General features: G+C 39.7%; 16 protein-coding genes and 1 pseudogene. 4 read left to right on the top strand and 13 right to left on the bottom strand.

What is annotated here, in order from left to right; genetic code table 11:
- Positions 1–185: 185 nt before the first annotated feature.
- The 5 genes from BC351_RS41755 to mauJ form a co-directional block, all read right to left on the bottom strand.
- Entirely contained in the window at positions 186–401 is a 216-nt protein-coding gene (locus BC351_RS41755) for a hypothetical protein (RefSeq protein ID WP_144028534.1), read from the bottom strand.
- Between the two features lie 137 nt (positions 402–538).
- Positions 539–2404, bottom strand: coding sequence for a hypothetical protein (locus BC351_RS25765; protein ID WP_079416406.1), 1866 nt, complete (start codon positions 2402–2404; stop codon positions 539–541).
- 483 nt (positions 2405–2887) lie between these two features.
- Positions 2888–3580 (bottom strand): hypothetical protein, encoded by a 693-nt coding sequence (locus tag BC351_RS25760; protein WP_079416404.1) that lies wholly within the window; start codon positions 3578–3580, stop codon positions 2888–2890.
- A 1-nt stretch (position 3581) separates the two neighbouring features.
- On the bottom strand, positions 3582–4235 hold the full coding sequence (locus BC351_RS25755; RefSeq protein WP_079416402.1) for a hypothetical protein: 654 nt from the start codon (positions 4233–4235) through the stop codon (positions 3582–3584).
- Positions 4236–4560: 325 nt separating this feature from the next.
- Positions 4561–4962 (bottom strand): methylamine utilization protein MauJ, encoded by a 402-nt coding sequence (gene mauJ / locus BC351_RS25750; RefSeq protein ID WP_079416400.1) that lies wholly within the window; start codon positions 4960–4962, stop codon positions 4561–4563.
- Positions 4963–4972: 10 nt separating this feature from the next.
- On the opposite strand from mauJ, the pseudogene BC351_RS25745 reads away from it, so the two are divergent.
- Positions 4973–5152 (top strand): annotated as a pseudogene (locus BC351_RS25745) (DNA translocase FtsK); the annotation flags it as partial.
- A 677-nt stretch (positions 5153–5829) separates the two neighbouring features.
- On the opposite strand, the gene BC351_RS25740 reads toward BC351_RS25745, so the two are convergent.
- A complete protein-coding gene (locus BC351_RS25740; protein WP_208629850.1) occupies positions 5830–9369 on the bottom strand; it encodes a hypothetical protein in 3540 nt (1179 codons plus the stop codon).
- Positions 9370–9600: 231 nt separating this feature from the next.
- On the opposite strand from BC351_RS25740, the gene BC351_RS25735 reads away from it, so the two are divergent.
- Positions 9601–13419: a hypothetical protein gene (locus BC351_RS25735; protein ID WP_079416397.1), complete on the top strand. Its 3819-nt coding sequence runs from the start codon at positions 9601–9603 to the stop codon at positions 13417–13419.
- Positions 13420–13866: 447 nt separating this feature from the next.
- Here the strand turns inward: BC351_RS25735 and BC351_RS25730 are convergent, their stop codons facing one another.
- The 5 genes from BC351_RS25730 to BC351_RS25710 form a co-directional block, all read right to left on the bottom strand.
- Entirely contained in the window at positions 13867–14778 is a 912-nt protein-coding gene (locus tag BC351_RS25730; RefSeq protein WP_079416395.1) for a hypothetical protein, read from the bottom strand.
- 266 nt (positions 14779–15044) lie between these two features.
- Positions 15045–16991: a helix-hairpin-helix domain-containing protein gene (locus BC351_RS25725; protein WP_079416393.1), complete on the bottom strand. Its 1947-nt coding sequence runs from the start codon at positions 16989–16991 to the stop codon at positions 15045–15047.
- Positions 16992–16994: 3 nt separating this feature from the next.
- Positions 16995–17777, bottom strand: coding sequence for a PP2C family serine/threonine-protein phosphatase (locus BC351_RS25720; RefSeq protein WP_158082227.1), 783 nt, complete (start codon positions 17775–17777; stop codon positions 16995–16997).
- Complete coding sequence (locus BC351_RS25715; RefSeq protein WP_079416389.1) at positions 17774–18442, bottom strand: vWA domain-containing protein; 669 nt, start codon at positions 18440–18442, stop codon at positions 17774–17776. The genes BC351_RS25720 and BC351_RS25715 overlap by 4 nt, the downstream gene beginning before the upstream one ends.
- A 545-nt stretch (positions 18443–18987) precedes the next feature.
- Entirely contained in the window at positions 18988–19338 is a 351-nt protein-coding gene (locus BC351_RS25710; RefSeq protein WP_079416387.1) for a helix-turn-helix domain-containing protein, read from the bottom strand.
- Between the two features lie 493 nt (positions 19339–19831).
- Between BC351_RS25710 and BC351_RS25705 the strand changes: the two genes are divergently transcribed.
- Together BC351_RS25705 and BC351_RS25700 are read left to right on the top strand one after the other, a co-directional pair.
- Complete coding sequence (locus BC351_RS25705; protein ID WP_244209172.1) at positions 19832–20428, top strand: hypothetical protein; 597 nt, start codon at positions 19832–19834, stop codon at positions 20426–20428.
- A complete protein-coding gene (locus BC351_RS25700) occupies positions 20406–20699 on the top strand; it encodes an HNH endonuclease (protein ID WP_079416383.1) in 294 nt (97 codons plus the stop codon). The genes BC351_RS25705 and BC351_RS25700 overlap by 23 nt, the downstream gene beginning before the upstream one ends.
- 434 nt (positions 20700–21133) lie before the next feature.
- On the opposite strand, the gene BC351_RS25695 is transcribed toward BC351_RS25700, so the two are convergent.
- Complete coding sequence (locus BC351_RS25695; protein ID WP_144028532.1) at positions 21134–21457, bottom strand: hypothetical protein; 324 nt, start codon at positions 21455–21457, stop codon at positions 21134–21136.
- Positions 21458–21522: 65 nt separating this feature from the next.
- The gene (locus BC351_RS25690; protein ID WP_079416379.1) at positions 21523–21711 is read right to left on the bottom strand and encodes a hypothetical protein; all 189 of its coding nucleotides are present in this window, start codon (positions 21709–21711) and stop codon (positions 21523–21525) included.
- Between the last annotated feature and the right edge of the window lie 182 nt (positions 21712–21893).

The following is a 21893-nucleotide window of genomic DNA, read 5'->3' as shown; positions in this document are numbered from 1 at the left end:
CTTAAAAAGAATTATACCAAATTCAACCATTACTTGTATGCATGTTATTATGTAATGCAATCATTATCATTCGCCTAATTCGTTTTACCGTGAGAAGAGCAATCCCATCCTGACTTCATTAAATTCCGATAGATAAATTGCATTCACAACAATACAAAAAAGCGAAAGTACCGACAGAAATGTCACTAGGACATGACTAAAGATACTTTCGCTTCCAGCATTAATAGTTGTGTTTTTGTTTGGACAAGGGTTTGAATTTCCGAGCCGTGGCTTGGTAAATCCACAATTCGCCGCCGCGTGATGCTCAGATTGTTTGGGAAGGTGGCATAGGTCTGAACCCCACTAAAGGCAACTAGTTTGATGTAAACTGAAAAAGAGCCGAATCCTCTGTTGATAGACACATAGCCATTTCCCAATATGTCTTTCCAATTCGGAGTAAGGTTAAAATAAAAATCCCCCTACGAAGTAGGAGGAAGACAAAATTAATGGTATGAGTGAATCTTTGTGGCACAAGCCTCAACGAATGCCGATAAGTTATTTAAAAATTTAGGGAGGCAACGAAATTTTCGCAATCACTATCTGTTTGGAAAAATTCTCTCAAAATACTGTACTCCGTTATTTTGCGAAGTCCTCCAATGTATCGACAAAAAACCAGCTCATATAGACTCACTGTTGGGATATGATTCAGGCAGCTAACAATAAGCTGTAACTTCTTAGTCATTAAACTGTTATCAGAACAAAAAACCTTTTCCCAAGTTTTGCTTGTAATTCCATTGTTCCTTAAAGCATTGCGATAGTTTCCACTACGTGATTTTTCAGGATTATTGAATATTTCGTTTAAAACCTGTTCTGCTAATACTGATTCTGCAGCAATCATAGTAAGAGCAGGGCTATCTTCAGTGTGATATATTCCTATACCAAGTCCACAGTCTCGAGTCACACCCTGAGATAACATATGGTACAAGTATCTAATTGTATGCTGTTGCCATATTTCCGGGCATTTCTCCTGTGTGAAATCCTGAAAATATTTGTAAAGAAAGTGTTTTTCAGTTCTGTAACCAGCGGCGACATTGTTAACAATTCTCCGGTTATCGTTGGATTTTACTCTATCGTGGTTTTCCTTAATAAAATTAGGCAAATAACTGATCGGTTTTGCGCAATGATCATGTGAAGGAATATTTCCGAGAATTTGTTTTACATATTCAAACGTTTCATCTCGATTTCCATTAAGTACTTTGTCGAATTCTTCACGTAGAAGTTTTTCCGTATCGCCACTAAAAGCACGGATTATTTTGTCGGTAAACTTTTCACGGAACAATTCTTCTGGCGGCGACAAATCTTCCGGATCCATAGGCGGAAAGCAAATGCAGGTTTTAGCAGGATACAGGACATCCATAGCCCTACTGATGATACTTCCTCGCAAATGCACAAAGAGATCCTCAAATTGCTGCATGTTTTTTTCGACTTTCTTCTGTTCTTTCTCGAATTTTTCTTTTGTAGTTATAAATCCACTGCTGCTTCGATATAAAAAACATGCATTGCTTGTTGCAATATAAGGCTTTATTTCCTCAACGATTTTTTCGAGAGTTTTTGCCTCGTCTGTATTGGCGTCGTTAAGTAAAAACACGTATAGGTCAGCTTTTGAGATTTTAACAAACTCAACGTTTCCAGAAACTCCGGGAGTGTCAATTACTTCGAGCCGTTTTAGGCTGGCTTGCTGCATAATAGTCCTACAAAAATCGCTAGGCTTACAATAAACCTCAATAGTATTTTGGCTTTTCTTCGCTTTTTTATCAGGAAATTGTTTTTTATATTGTTCTTCGGCTTCTAAAATTCTTCTCACAAGACGTTCAATATTTTCTATAAATCGCGGGAGCTTTTCGGTATTTTCAAGTGATACTTGAGTTCCATTCATAAACTCGGCGTCTGAACACAAATCTTCATAATCATGTACGTCCTTAAAATCAGTATGAAATGATGAATGGAACTCAACAAACGACATAAAATCATCATTAGTATCGATAAAAACATTTTTGACTGAGCACGCAGTTTTATCACCGCCACCACTACTAAAAGCATTTCGATAATGAATAGTTTTATCCGCAAACATTGAGACAATGAAGCTTTTCCCTACCTTTGCTCTGCCTACAATTGCTATTGTTTTTGAAGGCCCCCACATAGCTGGAATATAAAATTCATCTTCAGTCAATCGACCGGTTCTTAAACCATACTTGAAGATATCTTCTGCCCTCCATATTGGGCCAGACTTAGGTGTTTCACATGGTAGAGGAAAAGATTTATCCCTATTTCTTAGATTACTAAGTGCGGTTGGTGACAACTTCAGTTTTGTTGCAGCTTCTTTAAGTCCTACTAGCTCCATTGAATTGCTGTCGTCCATTTTCATGCCGAAACTCCTTTCACTCATGTAGTGAATAACATTCACACATGTAGTGTATAAGTCTTCACGGAAATTATCAATACAATTGTTATATTCATGGCTTTACGTAATGATTGAGCAGATGATTCACAACAGAGGCGGGTTTATCGTTTGCGACAGGGTCAAGAGCTCGATCTCTCTATTTTCAATAAGAGTTCGGTTGAGGAACTGCTAATAAGTCAGGCCTGTTGATTAACCTACCTACATTGCTTCAAAAGTAAAAGTACCGCCAAAAGCGTCACCAAGACGCAATTGAACGGTACTTTCGCTTTTTGTAGATACGATTCGAACTGGGGGCGTGGCGAATCCCTGTCCTTTTTTACAGTTGTGGTTTTATACAGACAAGGGTTAAGTAACTGAGCCGTGGCTTGGTAAATCCACAATTCGCAGCCGCGTGATGCTGAGATTGTTTGGTGAGGCAGCATAAATCAGACTTTGCAATTTTCCTAGTTATGTTCTAGATTGATTCAAGAAACTAAGTGTATTGAGATATTTGGGAGCGATCTCCGGAACATGAGGTCCCATATCTGCGAACATTTTACTCGGATTTCCGTCTAAAGTCCAATTAACACATCGATTAATACCGTTCACCTTTTTCTTCAAAGGAATATCTCTATATTCAGTCCATACTTCTGGGTACTCTCCTTGTAATTCAAACATTGCAGTCGGAGTCATAATAACACCAATCCAATCCGTCGATTCGTGCCAACTGGCTGATTCATCAACGGCAGGACCTATCATGATACTGTCTTTAGTCGAAAATCGACCATATGAAGTTGCTCCCCTTAAGGGAATGCCTCTGCGAACGGACTCGGGTATTGCTAATTGGCAAATAAGTCCATGAATTTTCAAACTGTGGTAAGGGTTTCCTGGTGTGAAAATTGCTAATGTATCCGAAATGCTTAGGACAGTTGTTTCTGCCCCCTTCATTCCATCTGGAACTCCATCAGTAGTAACTATTGCATCCGTAATATTTTTAGACTCGTGTAGAATTAAAGTGAATAAGCCACTTAAAAGATTTATCGCCTCGTAACTCCTTCGTCTTTCGTAGATACCTTTCCACCCTAGAACGTCTAGAAAGGTTACGGCCCCTTTCTTCTCTTCAATAACATTTGTTTCCCTTTTCTTTAACCTAATCGCCATATTATTTGAACCCCCTAAAAACACCTCTAGGAGTGGAACTTTCACAAGCACTAACCCAATCAGCTAGGTCATTTATGGATTCTTGTACTTCATCATGACTTAAGCCCTGCTCTTCAGCTTGAATCCAAAGCCACTCCAAATATCCCGGAAGTTCCTGAGGGTAATTAATTGAATCATGGTCAAGAAACCTGTATAGAGCTGGGGAACCTGTTTTATCCCCTTGTTCATTTTTATGAAAACTGAAAGACCACCCTTGTTCATTACGTGTAACTTTATAACTGTCTTTATGTCCCCATCTTCTTGAAAAGACAGGAAATTCAAAAGTATGGCCTAGAGTCTGATCCTCAGGGTCATCGTTAGCATGTTTGTCATCTAGGTACTTTATTAAGTCTTCAGCAGGATGGATATGGTCATAAAATTCTGGGTGCTCCGGTTCTACTCCTCTGTTCTCGATCATATATCGATGGTGCTTAGGCTTAGGATCTAGTGACATATGTAATTCGTGTGCCGCCTTTGCCATCTCAGCATATACCTCCATCTTTCTATCGTACGGAAGTTTATTCCCTTGCCTTATGTCATCACGCAGCATTTTCAAGCATCTTTCAACAGCGTCACGCATTTCTTGTTGATTTTGGTTAAGATTTACACCTGACATAATATCCCCCTCCCAGCTATTCAATAAACTTACACCTAAACTTTAACAAAAAGCTAGAGCACCGTCAAAAGCGTACCAAGACGTAACCGACCGTACTTTCTTACATTGGAAATAGGGGATCTGATCGTATAGAACCCCTGTCCAGATTAATAGTTGTGATTTTATTCGGACAAGGGTTCGACTTTCTGATCCGTGGCTGTATAAATCCACAATTCGCCGCCGCGTGATGCTGAAACTGTTTGGTGAGGTGGCATAAGATAACGGTTAGTTTCCAGTATGGTTGGCAACCTGCCAAATTAATAACCGATTTCTAAGATCTGGTTGGCTAAATTTTGTTTGCTTCAATCGCCTGTCTGGTAATCAAGGAAAGTGTATCAACAAAGCTATCGATCTCTTCAAGAATTTCTTCAAAACTGTAACTTCTTCCCCCAATTATATAAGACTCCTGTGTGTGCCCAACTGCATTTCTTAGCCAAGAATAGATAGTTTCCTTGAAGTTAGCTCCTGTTCTAGTGGTAATACGATCTAAGGAGGAATTATACCAAGTTGTTATTCTAATAAAATCATCCACTCCTTTTTGATTATCAGCTTCTAGAGCAAGCTGCAATAAACTATATAGAAGCATAAATCGGGCTATCGGGTCTGCTATTTGAAGGACATTTCGGTATAAGCGCTTATATACATGACTACTTCGTTTTTGGACAGCTACGCATATTTTGTTGAGCAAGGATTCTTCATCTAAGCAAGCTTCCGTATCGCTCCTCCAAAGGCGTATGCGAATCGGCTATACGCGTTCGGCGCGTATTATCGATTCAATGCATGAGAAAGGCATCGTCGGTCCTTATGAGGGCAGTAAACCTCGACATGTGCTCATGACTTTGGAACAATACAAGCAAGATGCTGTATTAATAAATTAAGATTGCTCCCATGCAGCATTTTTTTGAAATCACAAATTCTGTTAAGCATTTAGCGACTAAGAACACTTCTGGCTTCGTTAATTGCAAGTAAATTTCTTCCAAAACATTCCCCCCTGAAAATGGGTACTTATTTTTAGCTTTTATGTAAGTATACGAAGTGCGCTATTAGAATTTAAGTTTTGCTTCTAAAATTTATGACTGCGTGCTGTAATAAAGGAGTAATCAAACCTGATGCAACCTGACGAAAACTAAAAACCCTTGTAGCCATATTGGCTACAAGGCAAACTAAATGACAATTCTAAAAATCTTGACTATAAAACAGCTACATTTCTGCCGTTAAGAAGGCAAAAACCCGCTATCAAAGCGGGTTTTTCTAATGGAGGTGAGCAGTGACGCTTGGTGAGCATATTTAATAGAAATTCCCAATTCTATTTAGCCAGAAAATTACTACGAAGTGTCTTTATAGAAGAGTACCTTCTAGCGTTCTGGCAAAGAAGCCTCAATTTTACATGTAAAGAGGAGCTTCTTTTATATGAAATTGGAATCAGAGATATTCGTTAAAAAGGACTAAATATCTATGGCAATCCAGAACAGGCACAGATCACAATGCTACAGGTTTACGTAACTACTAAAACTTACTTGCCTATTTCAGAATCCAAAAGTTGAGTCATTAAGGCTTATTCATGATTCTTTTCAATTTTATGTTCGGCGGTAATTCGTTCTACTTCTCGCTCATAAAACTCTGACAATCCTCTGAGTGTGCCTGCAACTCGTTGGTAACCTGCGTTTTCAACATCTTCGGCCATTTGTCTGTATTTCTCTGCAAGTTCTCGTTCTGGTTTTCCTGTAGGGTCAACCCAATGAGCATCGCGTGAATTAATAATTCCTGTTCTGAACCCCCCTCGCATATCTTCGGCATCTCTAGCATTTAGTGCAGTTGCGACAAAATGATTAATCCACAATCCATCTGGGTCAGCTGGACTATGGATGAGAACCTCTCCCACATTAATGAGTGCAACCTCCAGATGCCCAGACTCTGTGCAGATTTCTTTGACACGTTGGAGCCAAATTGAGAAATTCTCACCGTTGAAACTGCCGTCTTCCTGCATACCAGGAGGAATATGCCAATCATGAAGCAACCGCCAAGCATTTGTGGCAACTGCCTTTGTTTCCTCACTTAACTCAGAGATAACCTCATTATTCTTGGAGCGATAAATCAGACGAATGGCTTCGCAGAAAAACTCTGGGTTACTGGCAAGCCGATTCTCCAGCAATTTCGGAGCAGCCCTGTGATACCGACCCAACAGTGGCAAGTAAGCCCACTCCACACGAAAAAGGTCATCCGGCGGGACTTCAGGAATCTCTTGAAGCACTTTAATCAATTCTACGATGTGACGCGCATTTATTAAATGAGATGGTTCAGTTGAAGATAGCGCCGCGATCAAAGCTTTTATACATTGATCCGCATTTAGTGATTTCTTGAAGTGACGCACTCTGTTCAAACAATTGATCGCAGCATTGGGTCTTCCATACTTAATTAGCTTGTCAATGGCAAAAGCTAAATCGCCTTCTGCATGATAATTGTCTATATTGGCTTTATTCCAATAGTCACTTTCTAACCTCCCTAGCCATTTGTCTGAGCGAGCCCACGCCTCACTAGTAAATGGCAGGCAGCTAAGAAATTGCCCAATTTGTCCCACGCTCCAGCTTATTTTATCCAATTTATCTACCCATGACCAACCATTGATATGGTAACGGCCCCAGATATATCCGCTTAAAAAGGCTAAATGTTTGTTACCTTCAGACTCTAAGTATAGCGGCAATAAAACTTTATCAATCTCTTCATCAGCAATAGTCCCTAGAGATCCTCCCACTTGACCAGGAAATTGCACAGCCTCAGCAAATAGAATAACAGCATTGAGACCACCTAAATTTAAGATTTTCATTATAGCTTTTTGGCGCAATTTATCAAGCTTCTTACCTTGTTCCTCCCAAGTATCCTTATCATCATAGAGGTCAAAATCCCCGTTTGTGAATAAGTGCTGATAGAGGTTCAAAGGGTTAGATGGGGCCAACTTGTCGACAACAACTTCAATAAGAGAGAGGAGACCGTCATCTAATGCCCATTCCGCTTCGTAGAAATGACGGTGTTTTGAGGTGAATTTCGTAAGTTTATCCCAGAGTGGCAGTCGCTCCTCTTCCAGAAGCCCTGAAATTGCCTCCGAAGATAAGACTTCAAGCAACTGGTCAAAAGAAGACCTAGGAAGACTATCTAAATGATCAATGAGTTGGCTAAGTTTAGTCGTATCCTTGCCTGCCATAGAAACAGCAATTCCAGCATAAAACGAGACCTGATCCCAATATTTATCTTGGTCCACGTCTTTTTCCCAATCCTCGGGAATGGTGTTTCGCCATACCGGCTTATGGGAGCCCGTCGACATCTGCTGTTGATTGGGCAATAAGCTGATTATGAGTTTCCACGCAACATTAGGCCATTCTCTGCATAGTGTTTGTACAGCGACTTTACGTTTTCCTATTGGCGCAATGGTTTGTGGAAGCCATGGCAGTAAGATTGTCGACAGTGAGTTGGCTGGTCGGTTTGACCAACTACCACCCGGATCGTGACTAGCTAATTCACCAAGAACAACACAGACCCTGACTAGATAGTTTTCATCCCATGCTAGTCCTTCCAGTGCCCAAAGCAGTCCGGTCAAATAATTCCCCCCAGTATTTCCATGACCTTCCTGAGAGAAAAGCTCATCAAACGGGCAAGGCTCTGAACACAATGCATTTTCAACAGCATCTAGGAACTCTTCTGGTGCAGCCTCAGCCAAAACTGGAAGCAAGCTATTCAGGCTGCCCCAAAGAACCCAGTCTGAATTTTCAAATATTTCACGAATAGCCAAAACAACAGTAGTTTTAGCTTTACCTTGCGAACTGTTATTTAGTACCTCTTCCCTGGTACCTAAAAGAGCTAAGCCCTCAGCTAGTCCTTTTCTCAAGACAGGAGAATGAGATAGAACTTTTCCATGAACGCCTGCTGCAAACCGTTCTTCCGGGAGAAGCTCGAAAGAAGGATCGCGTTCGGTCAGTACCGACACAACGATTTTTTTGAAAGTATCCAGATCTTGATCAAAAATTCGTGAGCCTAGTATATCCCACAAAACTATGCGATCTATAATTTTCCAAACACCGTTTTGGAATGAAAAAGGACTGTCTACAAGCTGAAGCTTTTCTCTGGCTTGTAGCACCCAAAGTTGGTAATCTTCATTAATTACCATGCTTAAAATGTCGATGTCCGCTTCATTTTTTTCGTTCCATGCTCCGATTAGGTTGACTACAGCAAGTGCGGTGGCATGTTGATGCTGGCTCCAGTTGTTTTTTGCGGTTTCTGGCTGAACCGTCAATTCTATTGGAATGTAAGAAATAGCAGGCTGTTTGAACACTTCTTTTAAGTCAGAAGGCAGTCTTTCAGATGTGATTGTCCCGGCATTCTGATTCCATGTCTGTACAATGTCAACAACACGAGACCAAATCCAATGCGGATATTGGCGGTTGAATTGCGAAATATGAGAGTGCAAAAGTGACAAAACAACACCCTCTTCTTCCCCGAGGTCATACCCCAACAAGTAAAAATGATTTAGGAACGAGTGGAGGTCTTCTTTTGAAATCTCTTGGTTGTTATTGGCCAGTTTTAAGTGATGTTTTATGACTTCTAATTTTATTGCACTTTTGGCAGGACTGAAATTAGCCCGATTTACATGTCTTTCAAACTCATCTTCATCCTTGGTGTGTCTAGCCTGACTCAACAGCCACTGTACATTATGTGAGTCCGTTGCATTCAGCGGGCCAGTGATAAGAACAATAATGTCCTTACCCTTGGAAAAAACTCTAGGATTGTTAAAATCAGTCCATGCCGCCTGAATGACCTCTGAAAATACGTCATCGCCTTGAGTGATGGTAATCTTATGTTTTACTTGAACAAGCATCTTGCACCTTCTCTTTGAACCTGGTTCTTCAACAAAAACAATTAAGTCATCGGTATTAAAACCTTCAATTTTTCCCTGAAGCTTTATTTCAGCAATAGGCCAGCGCGGCAAACAAGGTGCATACCCACCTGTAAGCATCAAAGCTACAAATGAAGCCTGAACGTGAGCCTCAAAGTGCCCACCACCGCCTCCAGTAGAAAACGGATTACTAAGTTGCTTACCCTTCATACTCATCTATCCTTTATTTTTGTTCTATCCAGCAACCTTCAAGCCTATCTGACTGTCACTAATAATCAAGTTCCTTATCATTCAATGTTTTTTATGAATTGGTGTTTACTGATGAAAGAAATAATTTTCATTAGCACTCATTATATGATTCATCGACAAAAACTTCCAGTTTTTTGATATGCTAGAGTAACATCTTGATACATGAATAATAGTAGGAGGTCATTGGAAGTTATGATCGAAGTTACAGGCAATGATATTAGTGAACTAAGTGATACTGATTTAAGATTGCTTATCGGCCTTCTTTGCGAGGCAGATCTTCGTGCTAACGGACTGCCAACCGCAGGGGTTACATTTGGCGGTCATCAAAATGCCAAAGACGGAGGTATCGACGTACGTGTTGAACTTACAGTTATTCCACATGACGACGGCTATATTCCGAGATTAAGCACTTGTTTTCAAGTAAAAAAACCAGATATGCCCCGTGCTGCAATTATTAATGAAATGCGACCTAATAGTGAACTTAGACCCGTTATTAAAGACTTAGTTAACGTTCGTGGGGCATATATCATAGTGAGTAGCCAAGGTTCTACTGCTGATTCTGCTCTTGCAGATCGAAAAGATGCCATGCAAGAAGCAGTGTGTGGTTATCCGAATGCACATGATTTGAAGGTCGACTTTTATGATCGTGAACGAATTGCTGGCTGGGTACGTTGCCATCCAGCTCTCGTCCTTTGGGTACGTGATAAAATAGGACAACCAATTGAAGGATGGAGAGCATATGGAAATTGGGCAAACTGCCCCGGCGGACTTGATGAAGAGTACATGTTGGACGGACACATTCGCCTTCACAATAATGCTGACCCTCATTTAGACGGACTTTCAGCAGTAGATGGAATAAACCAGCTCCGTACAATACTCCAACGTCCGGCATCTTCCGTACGTTTAGTTGGACTTTCAGGTGTAGGCAAAACGAGATTGCTTCAAGCTTTGTTCGATGAACGCATTGGCGAAAAACCGCTGAATCATTTGCAAGTATTTTACTGTGATATTAGTGACAATCCTAGCCCTACCCCTCGTAATTTTGCTGAACGAATAATAGCTTCTCGTAGACCTTCCTTCTTAGTAATAGATAATTGCCCACCAGAATTACATAGCCGATTAACCTCCATATGCTCAGCTTCAGGAAGTTTAGTCAGTCTTATAACAGTTGAGTACGATGTTAGGGATGACCAACCTGAAGAGACCAAAGTGTTTCGTTTAGAACCAGCTTCCTCTGAACTAATTGAAAAAGTTATTCGAACTCGGTTCAAACACATTAGCGAAGTAGATGCTCGCACCATTGCCGAAGTTTCAGGAGGTAATTCGCGTATTGCAATTGCACTAGCTCGTACAATACAACAAGGTGAAAACTTAGCAAATTTAAGGGATAATCAGCTATTTATTAGATTATTTCAACAAAGGAACGAGTCCAATAGTAATTTATTAAGAGCAGCAGAAGCTTGCTCACTTGTATACTCATTCGACAGTCAGACGGTTGAAGGTGCCAGTTCTGAATTGAGCCTTCTTTGCTCTCTAGTAGACATGCCTGTCCGGGAACTTTATGAACATGTTAGTGAACTCAAGCGCCGAGAACTTGTACAGCAACGAGGCATATGGAGAGCTGTATTGCCTCATGCAATTGCTAATAAGCTTGCGCAAAGAGCACTCGAGAACATCCCACTTGAAAATATATATAATGTGTTTCAAAGAGATGGCTCAGAGAGGCTTTTAAAATCCTTTTCGCGACGATTGAGCTACTTACATGAATGTGAGGCAGCAAACAAAATAACTCATAATTGGTTTTCGGAAAGCGGTTTATTAGGAGACATCAGTAACTTGAATGAACTCGGTATTAGTTTACTCAATAATATTGCTCCAATAAATCCAGAGCTAACACTTACAGCTATCGAAAGAGTCTCTAGCCGCGACGATGCACAACACTTCTTCACACGGAATAATGCCCATTATACTGTTTTCACAAGACTCCTACGATCTCTGGCATATGACAAAAATTTATTTGAACGATCAGCTTTATTGCTTTGTCGCTTTGCCCTTTCAGAAAACCCTAAAGAGAATAATAATTCAATTAGAGCGCTGCTAAAATCATTGTTCTATATTTATCTGTCTGGTACACATGCAACACCTGTACAAAGGCTCAACATAATCTCTTGTTTGGTAGACTCGAACTCTGATGATCGAGTCTCTCTCGGAATTTCTTTGTTAGGGGCATCATTAGAATCATGGCATTTTAGCTCTCACCACAGTTTTGAGTTTGGCACTCGCCCAAGAGACTATGGATATTCACCAAGAAGTAGAGAAGATATTGAAGAATGGTTTAAGTTATTCATAGGATACACTGTATCTCTTGCGATCTCTGAGACTCCAGTAGCATCTCAAGCGAAAATCCTTTTGGCAGAAAAATTTAGAGGACTATGGACAAGGGCAGGCATGCATGATGCACTCGAGTTCGCCGCAGAGAAACTTTCAAGTAAAGGCACTTGGAGAGAAGGTTGGGTTGCTGTAAGAACTACTAAAAAGTTCGATAAAACACGTATGGACTCTAATCTCTTTACTCGCTTAAACAACCTTGATGTGATTCTAAAACCACTTACTTTAATTGAACGAGCAAGGTTATACGCTCTTACTCGTCATGGCCATATTTGGGTTGATGAAAACGAAAATGGAAATGCCCAAATAATTGATGACTATCACCAAGCCGAAATCATTACCCGTTCTATAGGACGGGAGGTGGCATCCCAGGATGGTATTTTGAACGAGTTATTACCAGATATTTTAAGCAATGAAGGAACACGCCTAGCTAGTTTTGGCCAAGGCCTGGCAGATGGCTGTGCTAATCCTGAAGAAATGTGGCAGAAATTCAATAAACAACTTCTCCTTATAGAAGCATCAAAGAGAAATTTCCTAGTAGTGCGTGGATTTTTAAATGCTATTTCTAGCATAAATTCTAGCATATCTGAGGCATTTCTTGATGAGGCTGTTACAAATATAATTCTAGCCCCTGTATATCCTTGGCTACAAACAAGCATAGAAATATCAATTCAGGGCTTTCAAAGACTTAAAAGGTCTCTAGACCTTGGAATAACGCCAATACCGCAATATGCGAACTTGGCATACGGGAGCGTCCATCAAACGATAAGTGATAGCGATTTATGTGAATTACTAGGATTAATATCCTCTAAGTCCGAAGGTGTTGTAGTATCAATTGAAATTTTGCAAATGCGGATACATGGTAATTCTAATGAAAATACTTTAAGTGACACTATTATTGCCTTCGCCCAAGAACTAATTTCAAAATATCCTTTTAATAGAGAGACAAATATTGTAGATCAAAAGGATTATGAGCTAGGCACCCTTATTACCGTATGTTTTTCTACTGAATCGGCAAAAGAAAATGCTAGAGTTCTATGCAACAGGCTTGTTGACGCTTTTACAAACTATGATATTTATACTATGGACTACAATCATGTCTTGGAAGCAATCGCTAAAACACAGCCTTTAGCCTTTCTCGACTCTTTTTTAGGAGACAGTGCCAATGATGAACTTAATTATATGATACGTCGAGTTTTTTCATCAGAGGATACGCCGAACCCCTTATCTTATATTGAAGATGATCTAATTATTGCTTGGGGTGAGATTAATCCTGGTTCAAGATACCCTATTGCAGCCTCAGCCATTGAGCCGTTTCGAAAAAGTGAAAATAATAAACTATTGGAGTGGACTCCATTAGCACTACGTTTCATTGCCAACTCTTCTGACCCTATTGTGGTTCTGAATGAGTTTAAATCAACTCTAAGGCCGATGTCGTGGGAGGGTTCACGAGCAGAGGTAATGCAAAATCACCTTAGTTTATTAAGCGTTTTAAAAGAGCATGAAGATTCTTTTGTCGCAGAATGGGCAAATAAAGAAGAAAAAATATTTGAAGCAGAAATTCGTAGGGAGCGTGAGTGGGAGTCAAAACGGGAAAGTATTCAAAATGAGAGTTTTGAATAGTTTTAGCCATCTGACAAGTCAATTGGGTAGTGGTTTATAAGCACAATCATGGTCTGCCATACAAATGGCCTCAATCGCATAGGTTGAGGCTTTGCTGCATTTCAAATCATTCCAGTCAAATACAGTTTATCGTTTTAAGTATCCCTGCTTTGTCTTGGGAGAGCGGGAACCAAAAACTCTAAAACCTCATTAATTCGCCCTAATTCATCTCGGGTCAATACAATGGAATAAACTACTCCGTAGGTACACCCAGTCCAGCGGTTTTTTCAAAGCTCTCCATTACCTCTTAAGTTAGCTTATTTCTAACCGCGTCCACTCCTCCAACGATAGACGCGCAGCCACCTAGAATCTACTTAAATATAGCTTCGTTATTATCCGTCTGGCGCCAGTCTTAAAGCCTCCTGAACCCCTCTATAGAGGTGTGAAAGCTCCCAACCTTCGAGGGCCTTAACTCCTTTTTAGTTGCTGAATGTCTACTGCAAGGCGGTAATTAAACCACCTGTTCTCTTGCATGGTAATTTCGGTCTTGTCGTTAACATACCATTCAGGAAAGGGGACAGCGTCGGGAATTGATGGCAATCGAGATAACATGTCAATTGTTAGTAGGATAACAGCTTTTAAATAATTATTATACTCATCCCACGAGCCTATGCGACGCTCTTGAAAAGCGTGAATTGCATTGCGGTAATCTCTAATTATTTGAAGATCCGCTTTGCTATAATCGTTACTTTCAATAACATTCTCGCTAAAATAAAAATCAATTAAGTCGGATAAAGTAATTCTTTCAATTTTTGGTAATTGAATTTTATGCTTAAGAATTTCTTTAACCTTGGTAAGAAAACTTTTCTTTATATCATTTGTTAACCCTTTCGTATCACCAATAATTTTATTTTGCTCAATAATGCTTTCTAACTGTGATTTAAAATCTCCCATAAGCACTTTTTCAATCTGTGCGATAGCTTCTTTATCCCACTTGTACCATTCACTTCTTTGATAAAACCGGTAATAAAAGGCTAAGAATATCTGAAGAGTACTTTCTAAGAGGGATCCCAGCGATGACCAACTTTGGACTAGTAATCCTTGTTCTAATATCTCCTTAGTATTAGGATCGGAATGATTAAGATAATTCTCATATGGAAACTTAAGAGATAGCGCAACTCCCTTAAAGCGCTTTATTGTATCCTCGTTTAATAATCTTCTGATCTCTTCCACATGTTCGCTTTCATACATTTTTAAGAAGTCGATTTCACTCGCCAGATGGCAACTGAATCTCTCAATCCAAAATAATGTTTCCTCCAATGGCATATTGTTAAAATCATCAGTTCTTTCTTTGAGTAATATGACTGGCCGAGTTCCCATTTGCATCAACACCCTTTTAGCTATTAGTCTAACAAAATAAATGAATAGAAGCGAGAAGGGTTTCCCCCAGCCCGCTTCTATTCTATTACTTACACTCTATTATTTTGCTATGGAGAAGTTGCTTCATGGTGACTCATACAACCAAGTTACAGCCAGTACTGGAACACGCAAGTCTAAATTGATCCACCTAAATTATTATAATAAACTGACAGCAAATTCGTTCTACCTACAGTGAAATGTGTTAGTTTCGTGCTTTTCCCCAATATTTATAGCGTTTTATAGTCTGCCTCTGCCTGTGCAAAATTCTTTGCAACCAAATTAGCTTCTTGAAGCATTCGTGTTCTTTTGGAATTAATTTGGTCAGAAAGTTGTTGTAGTTGGGACGCCCCCACTAATAATTGTTGTTCGAACTTTTGTTTTTTTATGGAAATATCTCGGTCTATTGTAGCAATATCAGCTGTTGAAACCGCCTGTTTAGGATTAAACACAAATTGGCGAGCTACTGTATCTCGCCAGTCTAATAACCGCTTAGTAAAAGAAGGTCCAAACCCAGGGACTTGCCGAATGGCAGCCTTAGAGATATCTCCTGCGGTTTCTATACCAAATGATTGGAGTGTCGCGGTTCGACTGGAACCAATTCCGTCGATTCTTGCATTAGCAATGCGTATGCTCTGTAAATATCGTTGTAATTGGATATCTCGCTGTTTAGATTGAAGCTCTTTTAATCGAGAGTTTCGATATGAATCTAAATTTTGATACTCGCTTTTTATATTTTCTAAAGAATGATACATCTTATAAAACGCTTCTGCTCCCGTTTCCATAGCCCATCTGCTAATTAAACTATCCCGCTCTTTTTTTACCTTTTCGTAACTTTCTTTGAAAGCACTTACTGGTTTTTTAGATTGGAATACTACCATTGCAATGATGATTGATACAATGATAATCCATACTGATGCTTGCGGAATTAGAGATAACAAAGTCCCATCAACAGCTATAATAGATAATAGGGTGAATCCCTTCATCCGTTTTCTTTTCTTTGCTGCCTTAAGTGCCGTCTGAGACGGTGCAACCACTGCGGATGAAAAATCAGGTAATGTAAACGCCGAAGCTGGGGCGGAAACAGCCGCGATACGGGCCCAAATCATTTTTATCTCAAAAGTATTTTGTTGCCCTACTGAGCCTGAAGTGGAGGATCGAACCTGGGAAAGGAATAAAACAATTCCAATTTTATTTTCAATATCGCACCAAGGGCAAGACGATAGATGCTTACTATAGTGATGTTGTTCTTTCGTTCTACATTTTTGTAAATTTTCCGAAAACTCCCCCAACACTTTTATCCATTCCTCTGCGCTAGGGCGATTTCCCTTTACTCCTTCTGGTGCAAAAGCGCGCTCAAATAATTGAACTACAGCTGAAGGCGCTGAAGTCAAGGATGGTGCTCCAGGCGGAGGCTTCATTTGTTTCGCTACCGCATGGCTACCGTATGCAAATCTGTATTGTCCAATTGCTTTTTCAATAGGCATATCTTCAGGACCAGAGTACACTCCTGCAAAGGGGTGACGGCCCATAAACAATAACATAAAAATAAAAACTGCTAAACCAAAGTTATCATGATTCGAGTTTCTCTCCACATCCCGGTAAGATGAAACATTTTGAAGTTCTGGCGGTTGATACATTGGGATACCGACTTCACAGCGAAAAATGTCTTGTGTAGTTTTAATTTGAAAACTATCGCAGTCTACCAACATTACAGTTCCTTGATCCGAAACGTAAAAATTCCCATGATTCACATCTCCAATTACGTGTCCGCTTTCGTGAACAGCTGCAAATGCACGCGCTAAATTCGCTGCCGTATGAACGAGAAACGGATATGTGGAGTAAGGGAATTCAATTAATCGAGTTTTGGGACCGTACAACTTATGTATCTCTTTACCTGTAAGTTTCGGCATGATAAATCCGATTATTTCGTTATTAGGATTCCTAAGTACGTCTACAGGCCATGTTGAAAATTTTAATAATCGATCTTGCTGCAAACGCACCATTGTGAGTATTTTTTCTTGTTTTTTGGGCTGTAGCGCTTGGTGATATACTTTTGCAACAATTTTAGAAGCGGAAGATATTTCAAATACGCTACCTTCTCCTCCGCGCCCTAATTCCTTGCCAAAAGGCACATTTTTCCCAAAACTATTTACTGCTATTATACGATTTTGCATAGGTTAATCGCCTCTTCTCGTGACGAGAATAAACGTTTTATCATCATCGGTCCGTTCATTGACAGGTGGCGATCCTAAAAATGAGATCAATGATTGAGTATACTTATCACTAACAGACTGCTCTTGTGAGCGCAATGCACTAAAAAATGGCCGAAAAAAAGGACTGTGTGCACTTTGAGTCTGATAATGTAGGGCTAACCGTTGTAAACCATCCGAAAAGAGAGCAACTTCAAAACAAGGCACGCCTTTGCGACGTTCATACTGAAGCCACTCTTCTGCTTTGACATCCGTCGCGAAAAATGTGGTATTCTCATACTCGCCCTGGTGGGGCCAGAAGACCCACGAATACTGATCCAATTCGTTTGAAACTACAATTGCTCCGTCACCAATTTGAGCAAAAATTTCGCATTCGTTACTTATGATAGCGCAAAGAAAAGTACAGGCAAAGTCTCTTGGCGTGCCTAAACTTATTTCTGCCCTTACTTTAATTTCTTTTTGAAAGTAATTAAGCCATGTTTTAAAAAAGGCTTCTGTCACATCTTCTGTTCCCTGTCCTGTCGCTAACAATGCTTTCATTTCATCCATAAACAAAGCACAAATTAGCTTAGAACCTTGGTCCGAGAGTTGGGCACTTCCTGCCCCGTCGGATACTACCGCCACCAGTATGTCCTGCCCATTCTTATCCTTGAGAATTTCGCAAAGAGAAGCATCTTGACAAGGAAGTCCGTTTTTTTCGTGTGATGTTCCCTTCACAGATGCGAAAGCATATTTCCAGCTAGCTTTCACACAGCCCCCCATCCTTCAGGTGTAACGGGATTTTCCAAGGGTACTGCATCACCAGGGGTAGAATGCGACACTGAACTTAAGGAAGCGGAAAGCCAACTGAACAAATCTCTAAACCGCAATCCTTTCAGTTTTATCGGTTCACGCGTTGATATTTTCCCCAGCGTGTCCATGTCAGCTCCGTCTACACCTACTGCAAAAAACATGAACGACTTGTTGTTTTCCCCTTCCTTTACGAGTGACGCCGCACCTCTCCAGTTATCTGTTGGTCCCCCATCAGTAATTAAAAAGATCCATGGTCGATAGTAGGAAACTCCATTTTGCTTATAAATAGATTTTCTTGTATGAACCATATCGATTGCTTGCTCTATCGCTTTTCCCATTGGCGTGTCACCACTCGGGGCTAGTTCTGTAGGGTAGTACATATCTGGGGTTTGGAAATCCGATACAACCTGAACAGGCCCAAAACTAACAACTGCAACTTCTACACGTTTTACTGCCATACTGTCAGCCATTAGTTCATCTTTGAATATTTTCAGCCCTTCGTTTAACTCTCTAATCGGATCTCCGTTCATGGAATACGACGTATCTAATAGAAGCACAACAGGACAACGAGATTCAGGATTTTCAGCAAACTCAGCTGCAAACGGTATTTGGTCAAAGGACATCGTTACATCCACCTTATAATTTTTTTAGACAAATATTCGACATTTTATGTTTTTTTCCTGCTTTAACCAGGAAATGTTCCCTACTCCAGGTAGTTCCTTTCCCTTTCTTTTACATAGCAATATTTGTGGTAGCTAGTTATGCCGACCTATAAAGACGTTGTTCTCGTTTGTACTCATACCAGTTGAATAATCACCATAAAATCTATCCACTTCTACTTTTTAAATAGATTACAGACTAGGCTATGCTTAATAAGGCTTGTCCTATTACTACATCATCTTTGTCAAACATTCTATTCTCTCATCCCTCCTCAATCGTAAAAAAGATCCAGCTGCTCAGGTAACATTCCTCTCAATTTTCCGATCAACGCGAATTGTTGCATATTCTTCAGGTTTTTTTTCCTAAGCACCGCACCATGAACCATTCTTTTCATCCTCATAACGTTGCGATGATAGGTATATTTTCAGTATTGTGGACACCATTTGTTGAAAACTGAAAGTCTCACAATCTAGTAAAAAAGGAACACCATTTAAGGTGCTCCTCCATCTTATAACAATTTGCCGTCCTTCCAGTCAAATGCAATTGCTAATACTTGTAATAATGCTTTTTGATCTTCTACACTCCTGCCCTGAAGCACAGTAATAATTTGAGATAACGTAGTACTCATTTTGATGTCTTCTTCGGGATTAATTAATCTAAATAATTCACCCACAGAAATACCTAGTGCTTCTGTAACCTTCTCTAATGTCTCAAGGGTTACGTTAGCATCTCCCCGCTCCATTTGTCCTATGTATGTCCGATGTAAGCTAGAAACCTCACCCAAACGCTCTTGGCTTAATCCTCTTTGTTCACGCAAATATTTTATCCATTCTCCAATGGTCTTAGCCAAATCACTCACACATACCACCTCTATCAATAACGATAGAGATTTTATAGGCATTTCATCAACAGATTATATACATCATAAATTTATCGTAGTATAATATAAACATCTATAAAATATTCAGACTTAATAAAATTTCTTCTACAAATTCTTTAGATAATTCTTCTTAATTGATTTATGACAGTACTAGGTTGTAATTACAACAGAAATGCTCAATCTGTTGATACTCCTCTCCCACTCCGAAGATCCTACTCACTCAATCCAGCCAATCAATTGTACAACCTAAACGCATTGCAATTATTGTAGCTTTTGCCTCAAGACATTAAGTCGAGTATGCAGAAGGTATGCTAGTACTTACCACTGAGAATCACTCAACTAGATAGATATAAATATGCACTAATATTTATCGCAAAGATTTTTATGACTGCTATAGGTCAATGGAACCAAACAAACACTTTGACTTTTTCTCATCTTATTTAATCTAAGAGTAGACAAGGAGGAAATCTACTTGATTCTAGCAACAGTAAAAATCAAAGGGACGAGACCATTACTTTTCCACTGCTTTACCCCTGATACGATTTCACTTCAAAAGAAAGAAAGAACTGGTGTAGCTGGGAATGATCCAGAAGAGTGGAAACGAACTTATACCGCTACATCCGGAGGACAACTTTATCTCAGTTCAACATACATATTTGGTTGCCTCCGAGATGCCGCAAGATATACTAAAAAGGGACGAGGTTCGATTCAGTCAGACTTGTCCGCCACATTACAGGTCATTGACGATAAAATCTTATTAAATCGATTTATAAACAATCAAGGGGATATTACTACGAACTCCAGTCAGGCTGTATATGTTGATGTTCAATCTATTCGCAACCCCGCCACTAAAGGCAGAAATGTTCGTTACCGATTAGGACTTTCCCCCGGATGGGAGACTAGTTTCACTTTACTATGGGACGTAACATTAGTGAACCGAACTCAAATGGAGGCTGTGTGTATAGATGCTGGTAAGTTGGTTGGACTTGCGGATGGCCGTTCAATTGGAATGGGACGGTTTGAAGTAGTTTCATTTGAGGCTAATAATGCCCAAAAAGCGACCTCCTAGAGAGATATGGTTTCAATTGATCCGCCCTGTTATCTGGGAAAGGGATCGGCAGAAATGCGTTCGTTGTAATTCCCCTGTATCACTATGGGACTGCCATATCGATCATATACGATCTGGTAAACTTGGTAGTAACGCATTAAATAATCTGAGAACGCTATGTCGTAGATGTCATGTGTTACGTGCGGATGTGCGGCATAGAGGTATGATTGCAAAGGCTCTTAAAGATGGTATCATTCCACCAAATTGGCGCGAGTTAGTTTGGGAAGGTTGATATATTCCACACGGCAAGGTATGGCACGGTATGGTGGGGCTAGGCAAGGTAAGTTGAGGCTCGGTTAGGCATGGTGCGGTGAGGAGTCGAAAATCTCTGGAAATGGACAAGTTAACTTCACGAACCTTGGTCGGGGGTGGAAGCTGCTTCGTCCTTTTTCCTTTTGAGCTTACTTATTTCGTTACAGACTAATTTTATTAATATATTTTTCCGTACATTAAGGTCAGCCATAGCATGAGATGAAGTAATTTATTTTCACAAAATTTAACTCTACACTATAAGACATATGACCCAAGAATTATCGTAGATAAATATAAATAATGCCTAAACTAGAATAAAAATTTAATAGATTTGCATTCCCAGTAAGCATCAACAGGGACCTCCCGTCAAAAGATATCTGCTCATCATCCTTCTCTGATACTGCAGTCACTACTTTAATCTCCTAGTGACACTGTTACTTTAGACTCCTCTTCGTCAAATTCAACAATAGGATTTACACCCCATTTTTCACCAAACCATTTATATAGAAGCTGTAAATGTTCATTTCCGTTGAAATGATAAACTATTTCATTATATAGTTCAGACTGTTGGTATTCTTTTATCACTCGTTTAATCTTCTCATACGAAATGCCTTTAGATTTGTGAACTTCGTTAATTAACAACCATATCCATTCCGAATGAATTAAACAAAAAGGGTTCCAAATCTTCTCCACCGTATAAATCAAATTGCCGTAGGATGCCTTTTGCGTAGTAATCAATTGATGTTTCCTTAACTCCTTAAGGTATTCATTAAGAGTCCCAGGAGCTATATTCAATTCCAACATCAGTAGCGATTGTGAAGGAAAACAGCTTTTTTTTCTCCATAAGCATGCTGACACAAGTTGGAGTAAAGCTGTTTAGCTCCAGGCGAAAGAAAAAGACAATTACTTACTGCGGAAGGAATACTGGAAGTTCCATAGTTGTGAAATCGTTCTTTTGCCCAACTTAATTCGTGATCCGTGAGTTTACTCATTAAAATTTCTCCTCTGAACAGCTTATATTTTTATATCGGAGTTACTGTGTTCTGTTTTCTTAAAGTTTCTGCGTTCTGTTTTTTCAAACTATGTATTCAAATTTTGAATTCTAGCGTTCTGTTTTTTTCACATGTATTCAAATTTTGAATTTATATACTTCAAATTCTGTATACTAATCTCT

The organism is Paenibacillus ferrarius, from assembly GCF_002027705.1.
GTDB classification, from domain to species: domain Bacteria; phylum Bacillota; class Bacilli; order Paenibacillales; family NBRC-103111; genus Paenibacillus_E; species Paenibacillus_E ferrarius.
This window is presented reverse-complemented; position numbering and strand designations above follow the sequence as displayed.

Excerpts from the sequence above, each read along its gene's own strand:
- BC351_RS25765 (WP_079416406.1), bottom strand. The coding sequence starts at position 2,404 with ATGAAAATGGACGACAGCAATTCAATGGAGCTAGTAGGACTTAAAGAA.
- BC351_RS25760 (WP_079416404.1), bottom strand. The coding sequence starts at position 3,580 with ATGGCGATTAGGTTAAAGAAAAGGGAAACAAATGTTATTGAAGAGAAG.
- BC351_RS25755 (WP_079416402.1), bottom strand. The coding sequence starts at position 4,235 with ATGTCAGGTGTAAATCTTAACCAAAATCAACAAGAAATGCGTGACGCT.
- BC351_RS25740 (WP_208629850.1), bottom strand. The coding sequence starts at position 9,369 with ATGAAGGGTAAGCAACTTAGTAATCCGTTTTCTACTGGAGGCGGTGGT.
- BC351_RS25735 (WP_079416397.1), top strand. The coding sequence starts at position 9,601 with ATGATCGAAGTTACAGGCAATGATATTAGTGAACTAAGTGATACTGAT.
- BC351_RS25730 (WP_079416395.1), bottom strand. The coding sequence starts at position 14,778 with ATGGGAACTCGGCCAGTCATATTACTCAAAGAAAGAACTGATGATTTT.
- BC351_RS25725 (WP_079416393.1), bottom strand. The coding sequence starts at position 16,991 with ATGCAAAATCGTATAATAGCAGTAAATAGTTTTGGGAAAAATGTGCCT.
- BC351_RS25715 (WP_079416389.1), bottom strand. The coding sequence starts at position 18,442 with ATGTCCTTTGACCAAATACCGTTTGCAGCTGAGTTTGCTGAAAATCCT.
- BC351_RS25700 (WP_079416383.1), top strand. The coding sequence starts at position 20,406 with ATGCCCAAAAAGCGACCTCCTAGAGAGATATGGTTTCAATTGATCCGC.
- BC351_RS25690 (WP_079416379.1), bottom strand. The coding sequence starts at position 21,711 with ATGAGTAAACTCACGGATCACGAATTAAGTTGGGCAAAAGAACGATTT.